This window comes from Streptomyces sp. NPDC014733 (assembly GCF_043083385.1).
Taxonomy (GTDB): domain Bacteria; phylum Actinomycetota; class Actinomycetes; order Streptomycetales; family Streptomycetaceae; genus Streptomyces.
On the sequence record NZ_JBIBYO010000024.1, the window covers coordinates 1 to 19,110 of the forward strand.

17 protein-coding genes and 5 pseudogenes are annotated in these 19,110 nt (G+C 71.7%); 8 read left to right on the forward strand and 14 right to left on the reverse strand.

Going from position 1 to position 19,110, the window contains the following annotated elements; all coding sequences use genetic code 11:
• Both ACF1BH_RS30105 and ACF1BH_RS30110 read left to right on the forward strand, forming a co-directional pair.
• Positions 1-94: pseudogene (locus ACF1BH_RS30105) on the forward strand (integrase core domain-containing protein); the annotation flags it as partial.
• A 472-nt stretch (positions 95-566) separates the two neighbouring features.
• Complete coding sequence (locus tag ACF1BH_RS30110; protein ID WP_391647580.1) at positions 567-1,814, forward strand: IS110 family transposase; 1,248 nt, start codon at positions 567-569, stop codon at positions 1,812-1,814.
• Between the two features lie 18 nt (positions 1,815-1,832).
• Here ACF1BH_RS30110 and ACF1BH_RS30115 read toward each other — a convergent pair whose 3' ends face one another.
• Entirely contained in the window at positions 1,833-2,372 is a 540-nt protein-coding gene (locus ACF1BH_RS30115) for a GNAT family N-acetyltransferase (protein ID WP_391647608.1), read from the reverse strand.
• A 77-nt stretch (positions 2,373-2,449) separates the two neighbouring features.
• On the opposite strand from ACF1BH_RS30115, the pseudogene ACF1BH_RS30120 reads away from it, so the two are divergent.
• Positions 2,450-2,578, forward strand: a pseudogene (locus ACF1BH_RS30120) (integrase core domain-containing protein); the annotation flags it as partial.
• A 97-nt stretch (positions 2,579-2,675) separates the two neighbouring features.
• Here the strand turns inward: ACF1BH_RS30120 and ACF1BH_RS30125 are convergent.
• Positions 2,676-2,870: a hypothetical protein gene (locus ACF1BH_RS30125; protein ID WP_391647581.1), complete on the reverse strand. Its 195-nt coding sequence runs from the start codon at positions 2,868-2,870 to the stop codon at positions 2,676-2,678.
• 581 nt (positions 2,871-3,451) lie between these two features.
• Here ACF1BH_RS30125 and ACF1BH_RS30130 point away from each other — a divergent pair.
• A pseudogene (locus tag ACF1BH_RS30130) lies at positions 3,452-4,333 on the forward strand (IS5 family transposase).
• Between the two features lie 27 nt (positions 4,334-4,360).
• Here ACF1BH_RS30130 and ACF1BH_RS30135 read toward each other — a convergent pair.
• The 3 genes from ACF1BH_RS30135 to ACF1BH_RS30145 form a co-directional block, all read right to left on the reverse strand.
• Positions 4,361-4,711 carry a hypothetical protein gene (locus ACF1BH_RS30135; protein ID WP_391647582.1) on the reverse strand — a complete coding sequence of 117 codons (351 nt, stop codon included), beginning with the start codon at positions 4,709-4,711 and terminating at the stop codon, positions 4,361-4,363.
• 1,256 nt (positions 4,712-5,967) lie between these two features.
• The gene (locus ACF1BH_RS30140; protein ID WP_391647583.1) at positions 5,968-6,456 is read right to left on the reverse strand and encodes a glutathione peroxidase; all 489 of its coding nucleotides are present in this window, start codon (positions 6,454-6,456) and stop codon (positions 5,968-5,970) included.
• Positions 6,457-6,512: 56 nt separating this feature from the next.
• Complete coding sequence (locus ACF1BH_RS30145) at positions 6,513-6,896, reverse strand: STAS domain-containing protein (RefSeq protein ID WP_391647584.1); 384 nt, start codon at positions 6,894-6,896, stop codon at positions 6,513-6,515.
• A gap of 404 nt (positions 6,897-7,300) precedes the next feature.
• Here ACF1BH_RS30145 and ACF1BH_RS30150 point away from each other — a divergent pair, with 404 nt between their 5' ends.
• Both ACF1BH_RS30150 and lnt read left to right on the forward strand, forming a co-directional pair.
• Entirely contained in the window at positions 7,301-9,214 is a 1,914-nt protein-coding gene (locus ACF1BH_RS30150; RefSeq protein ID WP_391647585.1) for an ABC transporter ATP-binding protein, read from the forward strand.
• 191 nt (positions 9,215-9,405) lie between these two features.
• Positions 9,406-10,965 carry an apolipoprotein N-acyltransferase gene (gene lnt / locus ACF1BH_RS30155; protein ID WP_391647586.1) on the forward strand — a complete coding sequence of 520 codons (1,560 nt, stop codon included), beginning with the start codon at positions 9,406-9,408 and terminating at the stop codon, positions 10,963-10,965.
• Here the strand turns inward: lnt and ACF1BH_RS30160 are convergent.
• Together ACF1BH_RS30160 and ACF1BH_RS30165 are read right to left on the reverse strand one after the other, a co-directional pair.
• Positions 10,931-11,314 (reverse strand): annotated as a pseudogene (locus tag ACF1BH_RS30160) (gfo/Idh/MocA family oxidoreductase); the annotation flags it as partial. The gene lnt and the pseudogene ACF1BH_RS30160 overlap by 35 nt on opposite strands.
• 16 nt (positions 11,315-11,330) lie before the next feature.
• Positions 11,331-11,794 (reverse strand): annotated as a pseudogene (locus tag ACF1BH_RS30165) (transposase family protein); the annotation flags it as partial.
• A 99-nt stretch (positions 11,795-11,893) separates the two neighbouring features.
• On the opposite strand from ACF1BH_RS30165, the gene ACF1BH_RS30170 reads away from it, so the two are divergent.
• Positions 11,894-12,319, forward strand: a complete 426-nt coding sequence (locus ACF1BH_RS30170; protein WP_391647587.1) for a hypothetical protein — start codon at positions 11,894-11,896, stop codon at positions 12,317-12,319.
• A gap of 235 nt (positions 12,320-12,554) precedes the next feature.
• On the opposite strand, the gene ACF1BH_RS30175 is transcribed toward ACF1BH_RS30170, so the two are convergent.
• Positions 12,555-13,478: a Gfo/Idh/MocA family protein gene (locus tag ACF1BH_RS30175; RefSeq protein ID WP_391647588.1), complete on the reverse strand. Its 924-nt coding sequence runs from the start codon at positions 13,476-13,478 to the stop codon at positions 12,555-12,557.
• Between the two features lie 323 nt (positions 13,479-13,801).
• On the opposite strand from ACF1BH_RS30175, the gene ACF1BH_RS30180 reads away from it, so the two are divergent.
• Entirely contained in the window at positions 13,802-14,263 is a 462-nt protein-coding gene (locus ACF1BH_RS30180) for a hypothetical protein (RefSeq protein WP_391647589.1), read from the forward strand.
• A gap of 80 nt (positions 14,264-14,343) precedes the next feature.
• Here ACF1BH_RS30180 and ACF1BH_RS30185 read toward each other — a convergent pair whose 3' ends face one another.
• The 6 genes from ACF1BH_RS30185 to ACF1BH_RS30210 form a co-directional block, all read right to left on the reverse strand.
• A complete protein-coding gene (locus tag ACF1BH_RS30185; protein WP_391647590.1) occupies positions 14,344-15,006 on the reverse strand; it encodes a hypothetical protein in 663 nt (220 codons plus the stop codon).
• A 177-nt stretch (positions 15,007-15,183) separates the two neighbouring features.
• Positions 15,184-15,864, reverse strand: coding sequence for a uracil-DNA glycosylase (locus ACF1BH_RS30190; protein ID WP_391647591.1), 681 nt, complete (start codon positions 15,862-15,864; stop codon positions 15,184-15,186).
• Positions 15,865-16,076: 212 nt separating this feature from the next.
• Positions 16,077-16,847 (reverse strand): SDR family oxidoreductase, encoded by a 771-nt coding sequence (locus ACF1BH_RS30195; RefSeq protein WP_391647592.1) that lies wholly within the window; start codon positions 16,845-16,847, stop codon positions 16,077-16,079.
• Positions 16,848-16,876: 29 nt separating this feature from the next.
• Positions 16,877-17,638 carry a 3-oxoacyl-ACP reductase FabG gene (gene fabG / locus ACF1BH_RS30200; protein ID WP_391647593.1) on the reverse strand — a complete coding sequence of 254 codons (762 nt, stop codon included), beginning with the start codon at positions 17,636-17,638 and terminating at the stop codon, positions 16,877-16,879.
• 233 nt (positions 17,639-17,871) lie between these two features.
• Entirely contained in the window at positions 17,872-18,267 is a 396-nt protein-coding gene (locus ACF1BH_RS30205) for a DUF3037 domain-containing protein (RefSeq protein ID WP_391647594.1), read from the reverse strand.
• A complete protein-coding gene (locus tag ACF1BH_RS30210) occupies positions 18,264-19,091 on the reverse strand; it encodes a HipA family kinase (protein WP_391647595.1) in 828 nt (275 codons plus the stop codon). Before ACF1BH_RS30210 ends, ACF1BH_RS30205 begins: the two co-directional genes overlap by 4 nt.
• Positions 19,092-19,110 lie beyond the last annotated feature (19 nt).

Consider the following 19,110-nt stretch of genomic DNA (forward strand, 5'->3'; position numbering starts at 1 on the left):
GTGGACACGGCCCTGGCGCCCCCAGACCAACGGCAAGGTCGAACGTTTCCACCGCACCCTGCTTGAGGAATGGGCCTACCACCGGCCCTACACCTAATCCAGGGTGTAGGCAGCTCGGTCCGGTCCCTGCAAGAGGACTGGCGAGCTGTTTGCGGGGGACAGCGGAACGCCTTCGGCCCTCACGGTCCATTGAGACCCGCTCTGAGACTGGCGCCGCTGTCCCCCTGAGTCCCGTGGCGGTGACGTGGGCGCCGGGCAACGCCTGTGGTCAGCCTGGCCCGCGAGGCCTCCCGTTAGACCGGCGGCCCGGCGCCTTCGCACCACCGCGGGACAGCGTGATCCGACGCCCGGCCGGTCGTTGACCGTTACGGCGCGAGCCCGCCCCAGGGCTGACCCCTCGTTCCATCCGCGAGCCCGCGAGCTCTGCATACAGACCGGGGTCCCTGGGGTGCGCTGGTGTCACGAACGGCTACTGAGATGGCGGACCGACGAGTCCTTGGATTAGGGCGCCGCGTGACCCGCATGTGCTCGTGACCTGCATAAATGGACAGATCTAGGAGGACAGCTTGACCGTGTTCTGCGGCATCGACTGGGCCGAACGCCACCACGACATCGCTCTCGTCGACGACACCGGGACCCTGCTCGCCAAAGCCCGCATCAGTGACGACGCGGCCGGTTACGGCAAGCTGCTGGACCTTCTGGCCGAACACGGCGACAGCCCCAGCGATCCCATACCGGTGGCCATCGAGACCAACCACGGCCTGCTGGTGGCGGCCCTGCGCGCCGGCAACCGCAAGGTCTTCGCGATCAACCCGCTCGCCGCCGCCCGTTACCGCGACCGGCACAGCGTCAGCCGCAAGAAGTCCGATCCCGGCGACGCTCTGGTCCTGGCGAACATCCTGCGCACCGATATGCACGCCCATCGGCCGCTGCCCGCCGACTCCGAGCTCGCCCAGGCCATCACCGTCCTGGCCCGCGCCCAGCAGGACGCCGTCTGGAGCCGGCAGCAGATCGCCAACCAGGTTCGCTCACTGCTGCGGGAGTACTACCCCGCCGCCCTGCATGCCTTCCAGGGCAAGGAAGACGGTCTGACCCGCCCCGATGCTCGCGTTGTCCTCACCCTGGCCCCCACCCCGGCGAGAGCCGCGAAATTGACCCTCGCCCAGTTGCGAGCCGCTCTCAAGCGCAGCGGCCGCACTCGTTCCTTCGACAGCGAAACCGAGCGCCTGCGGGGCATCTTCCGCTCGGAGTACGCTCGCCAGCTCCCAGCCGTCGAGGAGGCCTTCGGTCATCAGCTCCTGGCTCTCCTCAAGCAGCTGGACGCCGCCTGCCAGGCCGCGGACGACCTCGCGGCAGCCGTCGATGAGGCCTTCCGCCAGCACGCCGACAGCGAGATCCTGCTCAGCTTCCCCGGCCTCGGCCCCCTGCTCGGAGCGCGCGTCCTCGCCGAAATCGGCGACGACCGCAACCGCTTCGCCGACGCCAGAGCCTTGAAGTCGTACGCCGGGTCCGCCCCGATCACCCGTGCTTCCGGCAAGAAACGCTATGTCGGCCGCCGCTTCGTCAAGAACAACCGGCTCATGAACGCCGGTTTCCTCTGGTCCTTCTCAGCCCTCCAGGCCTCCCCCGGAGCCAACGCCCACTACCGGCGCCGGCGCGAGCACGGAGACTGGCACAACGCCGCCCAGCGCCACCTGCTCAACCGCTTCCTCGGACAACTCCACCACTGCCTCCAGACCCGGCAGCCATTCGACGAGCAACTCGCCTTCGCGCCGCTGGCTCTGTCTCCGGAAGTGTCAGGCGCTCAGAGATAGTCCCGGCTGCTGTCGGGCTCAATCGGAGGCCAGCACCGGAGACCTCAGGCCGAGCCACTGATCGGCGTCCCAGGCCCGGAACCGTTCCACTTCGGTGAACCCCAGCTTCGCAGCGAGGCGCATCGAACGGACGTTGGCGGTTTGAGTGGCAAGCACCACCGGCTCACCTGGAAGGACGTCTTCGAGCCAGTCCAGTGCCGCCGCGCACGCCTCGGCGGCATACCCGAATCCCCATGCCCGCGGCAGGAACAGGTAGCCGAGATCGACCTTCCCCACGGCAGCGGGGCAACGGTGCTCCGTTGCTCTCCTGAGCAGGACCTGGCCGATCATCGCCCCGTCGAGATCGACGACGAAACTCCCGGGCCGCCGCCCGGGCACCTCGGGCATCTCGCGCTCAAGTTCGTCACGCGGGCGGGGGCCGCCGAGATAGGTGTGCACCTCCGACGAGGCGTGCAGCTCGACGAACGACGCACGATCCCGGGCCTCGGGCTCACGCAACACGAGCCTCTCGGTCTTGATCGGTGCAGACGGCCACGCAACAGGTCCGAGATCATCCATGTCGGCCAGCCAATCAGCGGCCTCAGCAACGATCAAGACTCGCGGTCCCTCTTGACTTCTTATCCCCCTGAGATGTCTCAGAGGCCGAAAGACAAGAAGCGTTCACCGACTGGCTGCACTGGTACAACTACCACCGACCCCACACCGGAATCAGCGGCCACACACCCGCCAGCCGCGTCACCAACCTCACCGAACAACACACCTAGGGCGTTTCCTGCGGAGGTTCGCCGGGTTGGCGGTGGGATCGGTTGGATAGGCAGCCCGACCAACCCGGCGCTGACCACTTGATTTCGCCGTGACCGGTCAGCTGTTCGGACTGGCTGCCGCACCGTCTATCTGCTGCGGCTCCACACCCCTCCTCGGCATCAGGAGGGCAAGCGTGCTGCGCGCTTCACGCCGCAGCGTCCGGCGTCGAGCAAAGGTCGCAGTCAGGGCGAGGACCGAGATCGTGCCCCCGTAGAACACAGCAGCAATTGTGGAGAGGAGCCCGATCACCATCGGGCACGCACCTTTCTTCCCCCCGCTCGGCCCGCCCGGCTCACAGCCCCAGGGCGGGCGTTGATGCGTTTCCTCCCCACCCTACGTGCGCCGTCAACTGCCCCTGCCTTCACACTCATCACCCACCACCGCCCGGAGCCATCTACGGCCACGGCCGGCGCCGATTTCCGCCGTCCGCGGCGCTATCTGTGTGCCGCAATCTGGCCCACCCGCCGAACCTCCGCGGTCACGGCACCAGGCGCCGACCGCTCCCACCTTCCCAGGGCCCACCGCAGCTGGCCCCTTTCGTATGCCCACACGCCCGCCAGGAACGGGCCCGACGCACCAGAAGTGCACAGGTCGTGAGCGACACCACCATCAGCACGAGCACCGGCGAGCAGGGCGCCCCGGCGGGACGCGGGTAAGTCCCGTGTGACCGCGAAGCAGACGGCCGCGCCCTCGTCTGACGGCCTCGCCCGCTCCCCAGACGGCCTCGGCTTGGTCGACTACGGCCCGGCAGGCGTCTCCGGCGACGCCTTCACCGAGGCTGAGCCTGCTAGGGCCTGTCCGGCGGATCATGTGACTTCTCACGCTCCGGACCGTTGGCATGTTCATGGGGCGGGGGAGATCTTACGAACGAGGAGTGGGCTCGGTTGAAGCCGCAGCTGCCGAAGTCCGGGCAGCGCGGTGGCCGTTGGTCCAGTCACCGACGGGTCATCGACGGGATTCTGTACCGGAACCGGACTGGGGTGCCGCGGCGGGACCTGCCTGCGCGTTTCGGGAAGTGGAGGACGGCATACGAGCGTCACAGACGGTGGTCGGCGGACGGCACGTGGGACGGATCTACGCGGCCGTCCTGGCCGACGCGGATGCCGGGGGCTGCATCGACTGGTCGATGGTGAGCGTGGACTCCACCACTTGCCGAGCCCACCAGCATGCCGCGGGAGCGCGCAAGAGATCCCCCCACGGGTGCCGGGAAAAGACGCACGCCCCGGCAGCACCGCCCCGATGAGGGACTCGGACGCTCCCGGGGCGGTCTCACCTGCAAGATTCACCTCGCCGGGGAAGGCGGACGCCGCCCTCTGGCCTTGCTGGTCACTCCGGGCCAGTGGGGCGACGCCCCGCAGCTCATCCCTGTCATGGAGCGTATCCGCGTCGGCCGCCTCGGCGGCGGGCGGCCCCGCACCCGGCCGGACCATCTCGGCGGTGACAAGGCGTACTCCTCGCGCCGCAACCGCCGCTACCTGCGCAGACGGCAGATCAAGCACACCATCCCCGAGCCGAACAACCAGCGGGCCAACCGCAAACGCCGCGGCAGCCGCGGCGGGCGGCCCACTGGCTTCGGCAAGACGATCTACAAGCGCAGGAACGAAGTGGAGCGGACGATCAACGCCCTGAAAAACTTCCGGGCCGTGGCCACGAGGTTCGACAAGCGCGCCTACGTCTTCCACGGCACCGTTACCGTTGCCGCGATCCGACTGTGACTCAGGACGTGATCGGGCGACCGGGATTCAGAGCCACCGCTGTGCCGCCTCAACGCTGTCCCCGCCACTGGTGTTGAACGCAATGGCGGCCTGGGGCGCATGGCACCGGATCAGGTTCACGATCTGTTCGAAGAGCGGAAGCAGCTGCTCGGTCTTGCGGATCCCGCCGCCGACGACCACGACATCCCACGGCTGCTTGGTCAACGATGCGAGGAGGGTGGACTCGGCCGATTCGTCGAACACGATCAGAGTCATGGCCGCGTCGATGCCGTGCTCACCGAACCGGGCCAGTTCCGCATCGAGCGCCGCACGAAGAGCCTCTCCGTCGACGCCAGGTATCGCTTGCGGGTCGTAACCAACAACAAGTGCAGAAGACATGCGGCCAACCTACCGAGCCCCGCCCAAACATGATCCGCCGGACAGACCCTAGTCACACACCGTCACCGGCTATGGCCCCGGTCGAGCAGTCCCAGGGCCGACAGCACGGACACGCATAGCGTCATCCACACGACGAACGCTCCGCCGCCGTAGAGCACAGCCCCCGGGACGTTCGTACCCGAGGCCCACGACAGCCCACCGGCAATCACGGCGACCAGCAGAGAGAGCAGAACTGCAAGGGTCAGAAACAGGGCTCGCGTTGAGATTCCCGAGTTCAACGGCCGAACATCCTTCTGTGAAGGGCGGCCGTTCCGAGGCATGCCGCCTCAGTCCGACCGCCGTGAAATACACGGTGGTTGGCTGAGACGGTGCGCCGAAAAGGTTCACGACCGGGTTGACACGCAATGCCGGTCGTCCTGGAGGACGCGCCCTCAATCAAGGCTCACTGTACGACGCCGTCATCGGTGGGCACCAGGGGTGAGCCCTGGCCGCCCCGCCTACCGGGTGCTGCTGCGCGACCTGCGCACCGATCAACTCCTCGACGCCGTGCCCGTCTCCGGGCTCAGCATCGACGCCTACATCGGCAAGGCCGGAAGCCTCTCGGCGACCACCCCCCTGCCGAACGCCGCCGTCGCCGCGCGGGTGCGTGCCGCCCTGGTGCCCGGCCGGACCGCGGTATGGGTCGAGCGCGCCTGGGAAATCTGGTGGGGCGGCATCCTGTGGACCGCCAGCATCCAGAGCACGGAGCGCGGGTCCCTCTCCGCGCAGATCCAGGCCGGGACGTGGGATACGTACCTCGATCACCGGATGGTGGTCGACACCCTCGAATCCGCCTCGGTTGATCAGTTCGACATTGCGCGCGGCCTGCTCGACTACGTGCAGAACACCCCCGGCGGGGACATCGGCATCGCGTACGGCACGGAGCTGTCGGGCACCCCGCGCGGCCGCACGTACAGCCGCTACGACCTGCCCATCGTGCGTGATCTGCTCGACCAGCTCGCCGCCGTGCAGGGCGGGTTCGAGTGGCGTATCGCCTCCTACCGCGACGCGGGCTCGGGGCGGCGCGTCAAGCGCTGCAGCTCGGGGCGCCGACGATCCGCACCGGAACGAGCGAGATCGTGCTCGACCGCGGCGGCACCCTGCCGCAGCTCGGCGACTCCCTCGCCCCGAAGGGCAAAGAGGTCTTCGCCTCCCAGCGCTTCACCCCCGACGCCCAGCTCGAACCGCGCCTGCCACTGCAGGCGCGGTTCGGGCCGTCATCCAGGCAGCTGCTCCTCAAGGGCCGCGACGAGTTCCGGGGCGTCCGGTTCGGTCTGCGGGGCGAAGCGGGCCGCGACGGTGCCGTCGGGGGCGATGAGGAATTTTTCGAAGTTCCAGCGAATGTCGCCGGTGTACCCCTCCGCGTCCGGCGCGTCGGCCAGCTGGGTGTACAGGGCGTGCCGGGCGGCGCCGTTGACGTCGATCTTCTCGGTCATCGGGAAGGTGACGCCGTACGTCGCGGAGCAGAACTGCGCGATCTCCTCGGCGGTGCCGGGCTCCTGGCCCATGAACTGGTTGCAGGGCACGCCGAGGACGGTGAAGCCGCGCGGCGCGTACTGCGCGTGCAGCCGCTCCAGCGCGGCGTACTGCGGGGTGAGGCCGCATTTGGAGGCGACGTTGACGAGGAGGACGGCCTTGCCGCGGTACTGGGCCAGATCGGCGGGGCCGCCCTGGAGGGCATCGATTTCCACGGTGTGAACAGACATGGCATGGGAGCGTAGCCCGCCGCGCCCCGGAGGCGGCGGCCCGGCGCGAGCCGCGCTCACCATCGGCCCACCGGCGCGTCGCGCCCGGGCGCCGCGTCCGGCTCCAGGCGGTCGAAGGCGTCGGCCAGACCGGTCAGTTCGAGCAGCCGGCTCACCGCGTCGCCGGGGGTGATCCCGGCCAGCCGCAGCCTGCCGGAGGCGGCGCGTACCCGGTGGCGGGCGCGGCACAGCAGCGACAGTCCGGAGCAGTCGATGAAGCTCACCGCCCGCAGGTTCAGCACCAGGTCGGGGCGGCGGGTGCCGGTCAGGTCGTCCAGTGTGGCGGCGAGCGCGCGGGCCGCGAGGAGGTCGAGCTCGCCGTGGAGTGCGACGACGGTGACGCCGTCGTTCGTGTCGGTCCGGCCGAGATACGGCCGGACGGGGGTGTGGTCGTCTCTCATCGCCCGTCCCTCTTCCGTGCCGGGGCGCGCGTTTTCGCCACCCGCAGACGGCGAAGGCGTGCGGAGGATGTGGGGGTGCCACCGCGGACCGGACGCTTCCGGCCGCCGGTGGCGCGCGCTGTTCGCCGCGGCGCCGGGCGCCGGAGTGAAGCGTGCGCCGCGTGTGCCGGGTGTACGGATGTGCCGCGGGTGTCTACGGACTACCCGTTGGACGCGGTGTCAAGTCCCGGCCCGAGCCCCGGAGGACGAGGTTGGCGCGATCCGGCCGCACCGCCACGGGGAAGGCAGCGAACAGGCGGTGTGACCGGCCGCCCCTTGACCTCAACAATGCTTGAGATTCTAGGTTTCCGTTCTACCGCCGCCACGCCGCGGCGGTCTCGACGTACCGATGACGGGAGACCGCGATGGACATGGAAGTGACCGCCTGGCACGCGCTGCACGGCACGGTGTACGCGCAGCAGGGCACCCGGCGGCTGTCGCGCGCCACGCTGCGCCGGATCGCCGCCTTCGCCCGACCGCACCGCCGCCGTCTGGTGTGGTTCCTCGTGCTGAGCACCGTCACCGCGGCGGGGGCGGTGGTGACGCCGCTGCTGGCCGGGCGGGTGGTCGACGCGATCGTCCACCGCGGGTCCACCGGGCTCGTCCTCGGCATCGCGGCGGTCATCGCGGGGATCGCGCTCGCCGAGGCGGGGCTGGGGATGCTCACCCGGTGGCTGTCGGCGAGCATCGGCGAGGGGCTGATCCTGGACCTGCGCACCACCGTGTACGACCACGTCCAGCGGATGCCGGTCGCCTTCTTCACCCGGACCCGCACCGGCGCCCTCGTCAGCAGGCTCAACAACGATGTGATCGGCGCCCAGCGGGCGTTCAGCGACACCCTCTCCGGTGTGGTCAGCAATCTGGTGACGCTGCTGCTGACGCTCGTGGTGATGCTCGGACTGTCCTGGCAGATCACGCTGATCGCGCTGGTGCTGCTGCCGGTGTTCGTGCTGCCCGCCCGCCGGGTGGGGCGGCGGCTGGCCGCACTGCGCCGGGAGGGCGCCGACCACAACGCGGCGATGGGCACCCGGATGACGGAGCGGTTCTCCGCGCCCGGTGCCACCCTCGTCAAGCTGCTGGGGCGGCCGTCCCGGGAGTCCGCGGAGTTCGCCGCGCGGGCCGCCCGGGTCCGGGACATCGGTGTGCGCACCGCGATGGTGCAGACGTCCTTCGTCACCGCCCTCACCCTCGTCTCCGCGCTGGCGCTGGCCGTCGTCTACGGGCTCGGTGGCTACCTGGCGCTGGCCGGCAGCCTGGAACCCGGCGCGATCGTCTCCCTCGCGCTGCTGCTGACCCGCCTCTACGCCCCGCTGACCGCGCTGTCCGGTGCGCACATCGAGGTGATGAGCGCGCTGGTCAGCTTCGAGCGGGTCTTCGAGGTGCTCGACCTGAAGCCGCTGATCACACAGCGCCCGGACGCCCGCGCGGTCCCCGAGGGCCCGGTCTCCGTGGAGTTCGACGCCGTACGGTTCGCCTACCCGTCCGCCGACAAGGTGTCGCTGGCCTCCCTGGAGGAGGTCGCCACGCTCGACACCCGCGGCGGCGAACGCGTCCTGCACGACATCTCCTTCCGCGCCGAACCGGGCCGCATGGTCGCGCTCGTCGGCTCGTCGGGCGCCGGGAAGTCGACCATCGCGCAGCTTCTGCCGCGGCTGTACGACGCGGACGCCGGGGCGGTGCGGATCGGCGGGATCGATGTCCGGGAGCTGACCGCGGATTCGTTGCGCGACACGCTCGGCATGGTCACCCAGGACGGCCACCTCTTCCACGACACGATCCGGGAGAACCTGCTGCTGGCCCGGGACGGCGCCACCGAGGACGACCTGTGGGACGCGCTGGGCCGGGCCCGGCTGGCGGAGCTGGTCCGGTCGCTGCCGGACGGTCTGGACACCGTCGTCGGCGAACGCGGCTACCGCCTCTCCGGCGGCGAACGCCAGCGCCTGACCATCGCCCGGCTGCTGCTCGCCCGGCCCCGGGTGGTCATCCTCGACGAGGCCACCGCCCACCTGGACAACAGCTCGGAGGCGGCGGTGCAGGAAGCCCTCACCGAGGCGCTGGCCGGCCGCACCTCCGTGGTCATCGCGCACCGCCTCTCCACGGTCCGCGCCGCCGACGAGATCCTGGTGGTCGAGGGCGGCCGCATCGTCGAACGGGGCACGCACGAGACGCTGCTCGCCGCGGACGGGCGGTACGCCGAGCTGTACCGCACCCAGTTCGCGGACGGCGCCGACGGGCCGGAGGCCACCGGCGCCGCCGGGGCGTCCTCCCTGGTGGGCTGAGCGGGCCGGCCGGACCGGGAACGCCGCGCTCCCGCCCGCGGGACGCGGCGTTCGGCCGCTCAGCCGTCCACGGGCCCCCGGAACGGTGGGGATCGCCGCCGCCCCCTGTCCGTCCCGGGCCGAAGCGCGCAGACTGGCCGCGTCGCCCGCGAGCGGAACGGGCCCGGACGGCATCGCCGGAGGGGAAACGCATGGCCACACCCAGTGCCACCACCACCGCGCCGACCGATGCGGCGGCCGGCCGACGCCCCCGGCCCTGGTGGCTGCGGGCCGTCGCCGCGCTGCTGTGCGGCGCGCTCCCGGCCCTCGCCTTCCCAGCCCCGTCCCTGTGGTGGACCGCGTACGTCTCCCTCGTCCCCTGGCTGTTGCTGCTGCGGACGGCGCCGACGAACCGGCGGGCGGCGCTGGAGGGGTGGCTCGGCGGGATCGGGTTCATGGTGGCCGTGCACCACTGGCTGCTGCCGAGCCTCCATGTGTTCCTGGTGGTGCTGGCGGCGCTGCTGGGCGCGTTGTGGGCGCCGTGGGGGCCGCTGGTGCGGACGCTGCTGGGCGGCGCCCCGGGGGCGCGGCGGTGCCTGGCCGCCCTGGCGCTGGTGCCGTCCGGGTGGCTGATGGTCGAACTGATCAGGTCCTGGGAGCAGTTGGGCGGCCCGTGGGGACTGCTCGGCGCCGGGCAGTGGCAGGTGCCGCCCGCGCTGCGGCTCGCCTCCCTGGGCGGGGTCTGGCTGGTCAGCCTGGTGATCGTCGGGGTGAACACGGCTCTGGCCCAGCTGACAGCGCTCCGCCGGGCCCGCCCGGTCGCCGTCGCCGCGCTGCTGGTCTGCGCGCTGACGGTGACCGCCGTCGAGTACGCCGCGCCGGTGCCGCGGCCCGGCGGCAGCACGCGGATCGCGATCGTCCAGCCGGGCCCGGACGGCGGCCCCGGCGCGCGGCTGGCGCGCAGCGAGGCGCTGACCCGGCAGCTGGCGGGGCGGGGCGTGCGCCTGGTGGTCTGGGGCGAGAGCAGCCTGACCCGCGATCCGGCGGACGACCCGGCGCTGTCCGGGAAGCTCGCCGCGCTGTCCCGGAGCACCGGCGCCGATCTGCTGGTCGGGGTGGACGCGCCGCGCGCCGGACGGCCCGGCGTCCACAAGAGCGCGGTGCTGGTGGGGCCGGACGGGCCGACCGGTGACCGGTACGCCAAGATGCGGCTGGTGCCGTTCGGCGAGGCGATCCCGGCCCGGCCGCTGCTGGGCTGGGCCACCAGTGTGGGCAAGGCGGCGGCCACCGACCGGATGCGCGGCACCCACCAGGTGGTGATGGACCTGCCCGCCGCGCACGGCCTGCCGATCGGCCCGCTGGTCTGCTTCGAGACGGCGTTCCCTGACATGAGCCGGAGCCTGGCCGCCGACGGCGCGCGGATGCTGGTCGCCCAGTCGTCGACCTCGTCGTTCCAGGACAGCTGGGCGCCGGCCCAGCACGCCTCGCTCGGGGCGCTGCGGGCCGCCGAGACCTGGCGGCCGATGGTGCACGCCACGCTCACCGGCATCAGCGCGGTCTACGGCCCCCGGGGCGAACCAGTCGGCGAACGGCTGTCCACCGACCGCAGCGCCGCCGCCGTCTACGACGTACCGCTCGCCCACGGCACCAGCCCGTACACCCGGCTGGGCGACTGGCCGGTGTACGCGGCCGTGGTGGCGCTGATCCTGGCGGGCGCGCCGGTGGCGGTGCGGCGGATCAGGCTCCGCCGGTCCGCGCGAGCGCGTCGGTGACGATCCGTTCGCACAGCTCGTGGGTGCGCAGCGCGTCCCGCGCGGACGGCCGCTCCCCGGCCCGCACCGCGTCGAGGAAGGCCAGCACCGCCTGTTCGATGCCGCGCTGCCGGGCGACCGGCACCCAGTCGCCGCGGCGGCGAATGGTCGGCTGACCCTTGTGGTCGATGACCTCGGCAAGGTTCACGACCTCGCGCTTTGCGCCCTGCCCGGAGACTTCGAGGCGTTCCTCAGCGGACCCGCTCAGACGGTTCATGATCCCGATCGCCGTGAAGGCAGATCGTGCTTCAGAGCAACTGTCGCCGGACGCTGCGAGCACTGCGACGAGCACCTCGGCGCCTGGCACGCGCACAACGAGCGGTATTGCAGTCGTTGCAGTTCCCCGGGACCGGCCGGCCAGCAGCGACGACCAGACGGATGTCGGTGCCGATGACATCCTGGTGGTTGGTGGAGTACCTGTAGTTCTTCGACTGCTCGGCGATCGTGTGGACCCGGGTGGGGACCGGGGTATGTCGACGATGAGCACGGCCTCCTTTCGAAATCTTGCACGAGGCTGCAGGGCGAGCAATGGCCCGAGGTGGGCGACGATCCGTTCGGCGGCCGACTTGGAGACGCCGAACAACGGGCCAGCTTCCGCAGGGGTAGGTTCCGCCGGTACGCGGCCACCAGCAGGAATCTGTCTTCCAGCCATAGGCCCCAGGGGCGGCCTCTGCTCACTGGGCCGGCGCCCTCTTGCCGTAACGCGGTCACGTGCTTCCCGAATTATCGCGGCCTCAGCCCGGTGAACGGGGCTATCCAAGGGGGTTCACGCCGTAATCACACCAGCCACGGCGAGATCGTCTCACCTCGATCATGCTCCGGACCCGCAGTCTCTGACCAGGGCCTATCCCGCTCGCCCGCATGGATTCGGCGTGAGAGCCTCACGCCCATGGCTACGGAGACCGAGGTGGGAGAACTGCTGCACCAGCGCGGCTGGCTGGCGGCATTCACAGTCGCTGACAGGGTGGACACGTGGGCCGCTCTGGTTCGCGCCATCGAGTGCGGCTACGACGACGACATCGACGAATACATCAACGATCTCTACTGCCGAAACTGGCTGCGCCAGGCGTGGCTGCTACTGGACGAACACATCGTCCAGATCTGGACCCCACAGATCAAAGCTCTGGACGACCGGTACAAGGCCGCGACCGTCGACGACGACGGTCAAGCGCTCCAACAGTTCCTCCACCAGTTCCACAGGCCGCCCGGCCCCGACCTGTGGTGGTGGCGGCGATACCCCCGCATCCTCACCGGAGATCTCGGGCGTTCGTTTCGCTCGGTCGGTGCCATCGGCATCGACCTTTACACAGCATGACCCTCAACTCATAGGGCTACGGGACAACTCTTTGCAGTAGGTGAACTCCCCCTGCTCTCCGCAATACGGAGTGCGGGCGGCCCAGTGTCACCAACCCTTGCGCGATATTGGAGAGGTGACACAGCACCCCGCCCCCTCGTCTCCGCAAAGACCAGGTCGAGGCGCTGATGCAATGGCTCCCCCTGTCCCTGTCTCCGCGGGACGGGGGCAGGCGCCGCGCCGCATGACGGCGCCCTTAATCCTCCTGGGTCGTCTCGCGCACGATCCGCTCGCACAGCTCGTGAGTCTTCAGGGCGTCAGCGGCGCTGAGCACCTCACCGGCGCGCACCGAGTCGAGGAACGCGAGCACCGCTTGCTCGATGCCGCGCTGCCGGGCAACCGATACCCAATCGCCGCGGCGACGAATGGTCGGCTGACCCTTGTGGTCGATGACCTCGGCAAGGTTCACGACCTCGCGCTTTGCGCCCTGCCCGGAGACTTCGAGGCGTTCCTCAGCGGACCCGCTCAGACGGTTCATGATCCCGATCGCCGTGAAGCCGGATCGTGCTTCAGAGCAACTACCGCCGGAGAGCTGGAGGACGACGTGGTCCATCAGCCCGTCGTGGACCCGGGCGCGGACGTCGATGTGCTCGACCTCGCCGGGCACCAGGAAACGCAGGCTGTCCACGACATGGATGAAATCGTCGAGGACCGTCGTCCGCGGGTCCTCGGGCATCCCGGCGCGGTTCTTCTGCAGCAGGATCAGCTCGCGGGGGTGCGCGAGGCACTCGGCGTACCCGGGGGCGTGACGGCGGTTGAAGCCGACGGTGAGGCCGACACCGCGCTCCTCTGTGAGGTCGACGAGCCGGCGGGAGTCGGCCAGGTCGTAGGCGAGCGGTTTGTCGACATAGGTCGGCACCCCGGCGTCCAGCAGCCGGGCGACGATCTCCGGGTGCGCGGCGGTCGGGGCGTGCACGAACGCGGCGTCGAGGCCCGCGGCGAGAAGCGCGTCGAGATCGGCGTGGCACTGCGCGGCGGGAATCCGGTGGGCCTCGGCGACCTGCCGGAGGGTGGCCGCGGTACGGGTCTGCAGATGCAGCTCCAGCCCGGGCCGGGCGGCGAGGACCGGCAGATAGGCCTTCCGGGCGATGTCGCCGAGCCCTACGCAACCGACCTTCATACGCTCTCCCTGTACCGGACGGCCCGCCCGCTGCACGACCGTCTGTATGCCCCCTGCCGGCCGTCCGTCTCTCCCGTACCCGGCCGTCCGTGCGGAGTTTACGGAGCGGGCAGGCGGGGTGGGAGGCCGGGGGCCAGGGGCCTGCCCCGGCCGGGTGGACGGTCGGGCCCGGGACGGGCCCCGGGGTGCCGGAGCCCGTCCCGGGGCCGGCGGCGCTTCCGGCGGGCGGGCGGCTCCCCGCGTCGTCCCGGGGCGCGCGCGATCACCCCTGCGGGGACTTCCCATGCCCGTACGGGCCGGGCAAAGCTGCAAGGATGCACCGTTTGTCCGTTCTCGTGCTCCTCTCGGTGATGGTCGCGGCGACCACCACCGGCTGCGTGACGCTCCCCTCGCGACCGGTACCGGCGGGCCATCATCCGACGCCTCCCGCCCCCACCGGCCGCCCCGGCCCGGCCGCGCCGCTCCCCCCGCCGGGCCGGATCGGGACGGTGACCACGCGACCGGCGCCCCGGCCGCCCGACGCCGCCGACCGGACCGCGCCGCCGGCCGGCGGATTCCCGCACCGCTACGGCGGGGCCCACGGGGGTGCGGGCGGCGGCGCCCGGCCACTGCCCCCGCCCGCGTCCCACCGGGGGCACGCGCCCGCGCCGCCCGCGCCCTCCCGGCTGCCGCGCCTCGGCGACGGGCTGTCGGCCGGGGCGGAGCTGTGTGCCCTGGGACGGAAGTACGGCCGCTGGCAGGGGAACGGCGCGGCGCTGCGGATCTGCCGGCAGACGTACGGCTGACGCGGCGGCCGGGACCGAGACGGCCCGGGCGCCCCGGTGCGGTCCGGACCGGGAGCCGTTCCGGCTGGACGGCGGCCCGGTCAGCCCCGGCCCGGGCCGCCGTCCAGCCGTGCCCCGAGGCGGTCGATGTCGGCGTACAGGGTCTGGCGGTGGGCGCCGTCGGGCAGGGCTGCGGCCCAGGTCCTGGCCCGCAGCAGGTGCGTCCGGGCGTCCCCGGGGCGGCCCAGCGCGGTGTAGTCGGCGACCAGGCTCAGATGCAACGCGGGGAAGAGCGCCCGGAGCGCGGCCCACGCCCGCTCGGGGGTGCGGGCGGCCCGGGGCTCGTCACCTCCGCCCGGGGCACCGCCGCCCGGGGCACCACCGTGCCCCGGACCGTCGGCCTTCCCCGTGGCCCCGGCCGCCCCCGACGGGCCGGTGCCCTCCCCTCCGTACGGTCCGGTGCACGGCTCGTCGCGCCCGCCCTCCGGCGTCCGGGTCCGTCCGGTCGTCACGAAACCTTCCGCCGCCTCCAAGGCCGTGAGGTCCCAGGTCAGGCGGGCCTGCGGGGTGTCCTGGGTGGCGGCGAGGTAGTGGGCGAGAGTGCAGCGGTGGAGGGGGTCGGCGGACGGGCCGAGTTCGTGCCAGAGGGCGAGGAGGCGGTTGCGGGCCTCTTCGCGGTCGCCGGCGCGGTGCAGCATGACCGCCTGGCCGATCCGGGTGGGGACGCCGCCCTCGGCCGTCCGCTCCTGCTGCCGCTCCGTCACGCTCGCTCCCACATCGGTCCGCCGCGGCCTCGCCACCCGCCGCTGCTTCCCGACGCTAACCGCCGGACGCCGCCCCCGCGCGGTGTGGGCGCCACGCCCGGGCGCCCGCGGAAGCCGCTCGGGGCACCCCGCACACCGGCCGCGCCCACCGGCCCGCCCGACCGGCCCCGGGGCCGGTCAGCCCAGGTCGGGGATGCGCCAGTCGATCGGGGCGTGGCCCTGGGCCGCGACCGCCTCGTTGATCTGGGTGAACGGGCGGGAGCCGAAGAACTTCTTCGCGGACAGCGGCGAGGGGTGCGCGCCCTGCACCACCGCATGGCGGTCCTGGTCGATCAGCGGAAGCTTCTTCTTCGCGTAATTGCCCCACAGGACGAAGACCGCCGGGTCCGGGCGGGCGTCGACGGCGCGGATCACGGCGTCGGTGATCTTCTCCCAGCCCTTGCCCTTGTGGGAGTTGGCCTCGCCCTCCCGGACGGTGAGCACGGCGTTGAGCAGCAGCACGCCCTGGCGGGCCCACGGCATCAGATAGCCGTTGTCCGGCACGGGGTGGCCCAGCTCCTCCTTCATCTCCTTGTAGATGTTCCGCAGCGACGGCGGGGTCTTGACGCCGGGCCGTACCGAGAAGCACAGGCCGTGGCCCTGCCCCGCGCCATGGTACGGGTCCTGGCCGAGGATGAGGACCTTCACCTGGTCGTACGGCGTGGCCTCCAGCGCCGCGAAGACCTCGTCGCGCGGCGGGTAGACCGGCCCCTGGGCCCGCTCCTGCGCCACAAAGTCGGCCAGCTCCTTGACGTAGGGCTTCGCCAGCTCTTCGCCGAGGGCGCCGCGCCAGGACTCGGGCAGCGTGTCGGTGACCACGTGAACAACCTCCGGTGTGCGTTCCGTATCTCGCACTCCAGAACCTACCGGCGACCACTGACAACGCGGCAACGCGCGGTGACCGGCCGGGGCCGGACGGCGTCCCGCGGCCGGCGCCTCACCCCTCCGGCCAGGGGAAAGGCGCGGGACGCCGGCCCGCAGTGACCGGCGTCCCGCCGCTGAGGCGGCCGGGCGTCCCGGCCGTCGCCCGGCTACACCCCGGAGTTGAGGAGCAGCCCGCCGTCGACGACGAGGGTCTGGCCGGTGATCCAGCCCGCCGCGTCGGAGAGCAGGAACGCGGCGGCGCCGCCGATGTCCTCCGGCACCCCCAGCCGTCCCATGGGATAGGAGGCCACGACCTCCTCCTCGCGGTTCTCGTAGAGCGCCGCGGCGAACTTCGTCTTGATCACCGCGGGTGCGATGGAGTTGACCCGGACCACGGGTGCGAACTCGTGCGCGAGCTGCAGCGAGAGGTTGACCATCGCCGCCTTGCTCATGCCGTACGCGCCGATGAAGGGCGAGGCGCCGATCCCGGCCATGGAGGCGATGTTGACGATCGCGCCGCCGTTCTCCTTCTGCCAGGCGTGCCAGGTGCGCTGGGCGAAGCCGAGGGCGGAGATCACGTTGGTCTCGAAGACCTTGCGGGCGACGCCGAGGTCGAGGTCGGCGATCGGGCCGAAGACCGGGTTGGTCCCGGCGTTGTTGACGAGGTGGTCGATGCGGCCGAAGGTCTCCATCGCCCGCTCGACGGCGACGGCCTGGTGGGCCTCGTCGTGTGCCTTGCCCGCGACGCCGATCGCGCGCTCCGCGCCGAGCCGCTCGACGGCCTCCTTGAGGGCGTCCTCGTTGCGGCCGGTGATGACCACCCGGTCCCCGCGGGCCACCAGCGCCTCGGCGATGCCGTAGCCGATACCGCGGCTGGCGCCGGTGACCAGTGCCACCTTGCCGGAGAGGGCGGGGAGCGCGTTGTGCTGCTCGGTCATGTGTCGTTTCTCCCGGTGGGGTGGTGCGGTCAGTTGAGCGGTCCGCCGGCGACGTACATGACCTGGCCGGAGACGAAGCCGGCCGCGTCACCGGTGAAGAAGGCGATGGCGTTGGCGATGTCCGCCGGCTCGCCGACGCGCCGCACCGGGATCTGGGTAGCGGCCGCCGCCTGGAAGTCCTCGAAGCCCATGCCGACGCGCTCGGCGGTGGCGGCGGTCATGTCGGTGGCGATGAAGCCGGGGGCGACGGCGTTGGCGGTGATGCCGAACTTGCCCAGCTCGATGGCGAGGGTCTTGGTGAAGCCCTGGAGACCGGCCTTGGCGGCGGAGTAGTTGACCTGGCCGCGGTTGCCGAGCGCGGAGCTGGAGGAGAGGTTGACGACGCGGCCGAACCCGGCGTCCACCATGTGCTTCTGGCAGGCGCGCGCCATCAGGAACGCGCCCCGCAGGTGGACGTTCATGACGGTGTCCCAGTCGCTGTCGCTCATCTTGAACAGCAGGTTGTCGCGGAGGACACCGGCGTTGTTGACGAGGACGGTGGGCGCGCCCAGTTCGGCGGCGACGCGCGCCACGGCCGCCTCGACCTGCGCGGCGTCCGAGACGTCGCAGCCCACGGCGAGGGCCCGGCCACCGGCCGCGGTGATGGTGTCGACGGTGTCCTTGCAGGCCGCCTCGTCGAGGTCGAGTACGGCGACGGCGCGGCCCTCGGCGGCCAGCCGGACCGCGGTGGCGGCGCCGATGCCGCGGGCCGCGCCCGTCACGATGGCGACGCGCTGCTCGGTGGTGGACATGCGGGTTCTCCCTAGCCTCGAATCCAGCCTCGACAAGCGGTGTGCGCACCGTGCCCGTAGTGAGCAACCGCTTAGTATCTCCAGCACCGGTGACGCTAGAAGCCCGGCCACCCCCTGTCAACGCCCATCGCCGCGCCGTTACGCAGCTCACCCGCGCATGACCGCCCGCCCATGGGAAAAGCCGGAGCACGGCCCGTGGCCCGCTCCGGCTTCCCCCGGCGATCTGCTGCGGCTCAGCGCACCAGCAGCTCCAGCAACCGCTCGGCCTCACCGGTGGGGTCGCAGGTCAGGCCGGTGTGCACCGGGCCCGGCTGGACGACGGTGCTGCGCGGCGCGATCAGCCAGCGGAAGCGGCGCCCGGCGTCGTCCCCCGCCGCCTGACCCGCCAGCGCGCCGCCGTGGCAGACACCCTCGACGGCGCTGAGGGCGGCGCGTACGCCCTCCACGTCGGCGGCCGGGTCGAGGGCGAGCAGCCGCGCCTCGTCCAGATGGGTACGGGCCTCGACGAAGCGGCGGGCGTGGCAGTAGACGACCACCCCGGCGTTGATCATCTCGCCGCGTTCGACGCGGGGCACCACCTTGAGGAGCGCGTACTCGAAGACGTCGCGCCCGTTGTGCAGTCCGGTCACTTCACTGCCCTCCGCGGGGGGAGCTTGCCGGTCAGCCACTCCGGCGCCCGGGACGGCCCGTCCGGGGTGCGTTCCCCCAGGGTGATGCGGTCGGCGATGCCCTCGGCGCGGGCCAGCAGCGCCCGGACGTACGCGGCGCGCACCTCGTCCGGGGAGGCGAAGCCGGGCTCGTCGGCCAGCCACTCGTCGGGGACGTCCGCGGTGACCTCGGTGAGCAGTTCCTCGGTGATCTGCGGGGCGAGCTCCGCGGCGGCCGAGGCGAGATCGGGCGCGAAGGTGGCCAGGACGTGGTCGGTCGCGTCGTACGGCTTGACCGCGGCCTTCTCCGCGCCCGGCCAGTTGTGGTGCCAGATCATCGTGGCGCCGTGGTCGATCAGCCACAACTTGCCGTGCCAGACCAGGAGGTTCGGGTTCCGCCAGGACCGGTCGACGTTGTTGATCAGCGCGTCGAACCACACCACACGGCCCGCCTCGCGCGCGCCCACCTCGAACGCGAGCGGGTCGAAGCCGAGGGATCCCGGGAGGTAGTCCATCCCGAGGTTGAGCCCGCCGCTCGCCTTGAGCAGCTCCTGGACCTCCTGGTCGGGCTCGCTCAGGCCGATCACCGGGTCGAGCTGCATCCGCACCAGCTCCGGCACCCGCAGCCCCAGCCGCCGCGCCAACTGCCCGCAGATGATCTCGGCGACCAGAGTCTTCCGCCCCTGCCCCGCACCGGTGAATTTCATGACGTACGTGCCGAGGTCGTCGGCTTCGACGATCCCCGGCAACGACCCGCCTTCACGCAACGGCGTGACGTAGCGGGTCGCAATGACTTCTGTCAGCATTTCCCCAGGCTATACGGCC

What these genes read in the sequence shown, in the direction of transcription:
- ACF1BH_RS30135 (WP_391647582.1), bottom strand. Translation starts at nt 4,711, where the DNA reads ATGTCTTCTGCACTTGTTGTTGGTTACGACCCGCAAGCGATACCTGGC.
- ACF1BH_RS30195 (WP_391647592.1), bottom strand. Translation starts at nt 16,847, where the DNA reads ATGACCGAGCAGCACAACGCGCTCCCCGCCCTCTCCGGCAAGGTGGCA.
- ACF1BH_RS30145 (WP_391647584.1), bottom strand. Translation starts at nt 6,896, where the DNA reads ATGAGAGACGACCACACCCCCGTCCGGCCGTATCTCGGCCGGACCGAC.
- ACF1BH_RS30125 (WP_391647581.1), bottom strand. Translation starts at nt 2,870, where the DNA reads ATGGTGATCGGGCTCCTCTCCACAATTGCTGCTGTGTTCTACGGGGGC.
- ACF1BH_RS30210 (WP_391647595.1), bottom strand. Translation starts at nt 19,091, where the DNA reads ATGCTGACAGAAGTCATTGCGACCCGCTACGTCACGCCGTTGCGTGAA.
- ACF1BH_RS30115 (WP_391647608.1), bottom strand. Translation starts at nt 2,372, where the DNA reads ATGGATGATCTCGGACCTGTTGCGTGGCCGTCTGCACCGATCAAGACC.
- ACF1BH_RS30140 (WP_391647583.1), bottom strand. Translation starts at nt 6,456, where the DNA reads ATGTCTGTTCACACCGTGGAAATCGATGCCCTCCAGGGCGGCCCCGCC.
- ACF1BH_RS30150 (WP_391647585.1), top strand. Translation starts at nt 7,301, where the DNA reads ATGGACATGGAAGTGACCGCCTGGCACGCGCTGCACGGCACGGTGTAC.
- fabG (WP_391647593.1), bottom strand. Translation starts at nt 17,638, where the DNA reads ATGTCCACCACCGAGCAGCGCGTCGCCATCGTGACGGGCGCGGCCCGC.
- ACF1BH_RS30175 (WP_391647588.1), bottom strand. Translation starts at nt 13,478, where the DNA reads ATGAAGGTCGGTTGCGTAGGGCTCGGCGACATCGCCCGGAAGGCCTAT.
- ACF1BH_RS30170 (WP_391647587.1), top strand. Translation starts at nt 11,894, where the DNA reads ATGGCTACGGAGACCGAGGTGGGAGAACTGCTGCACCAGCGCGGCTGG.
- lnt (WP_391647586.1), top strand. Translation starts at nt 9,406, where the DNA reads ATGGCCACACCCAGTGCCACCACCACCGCGCCGACCGATGCGGCGGCC.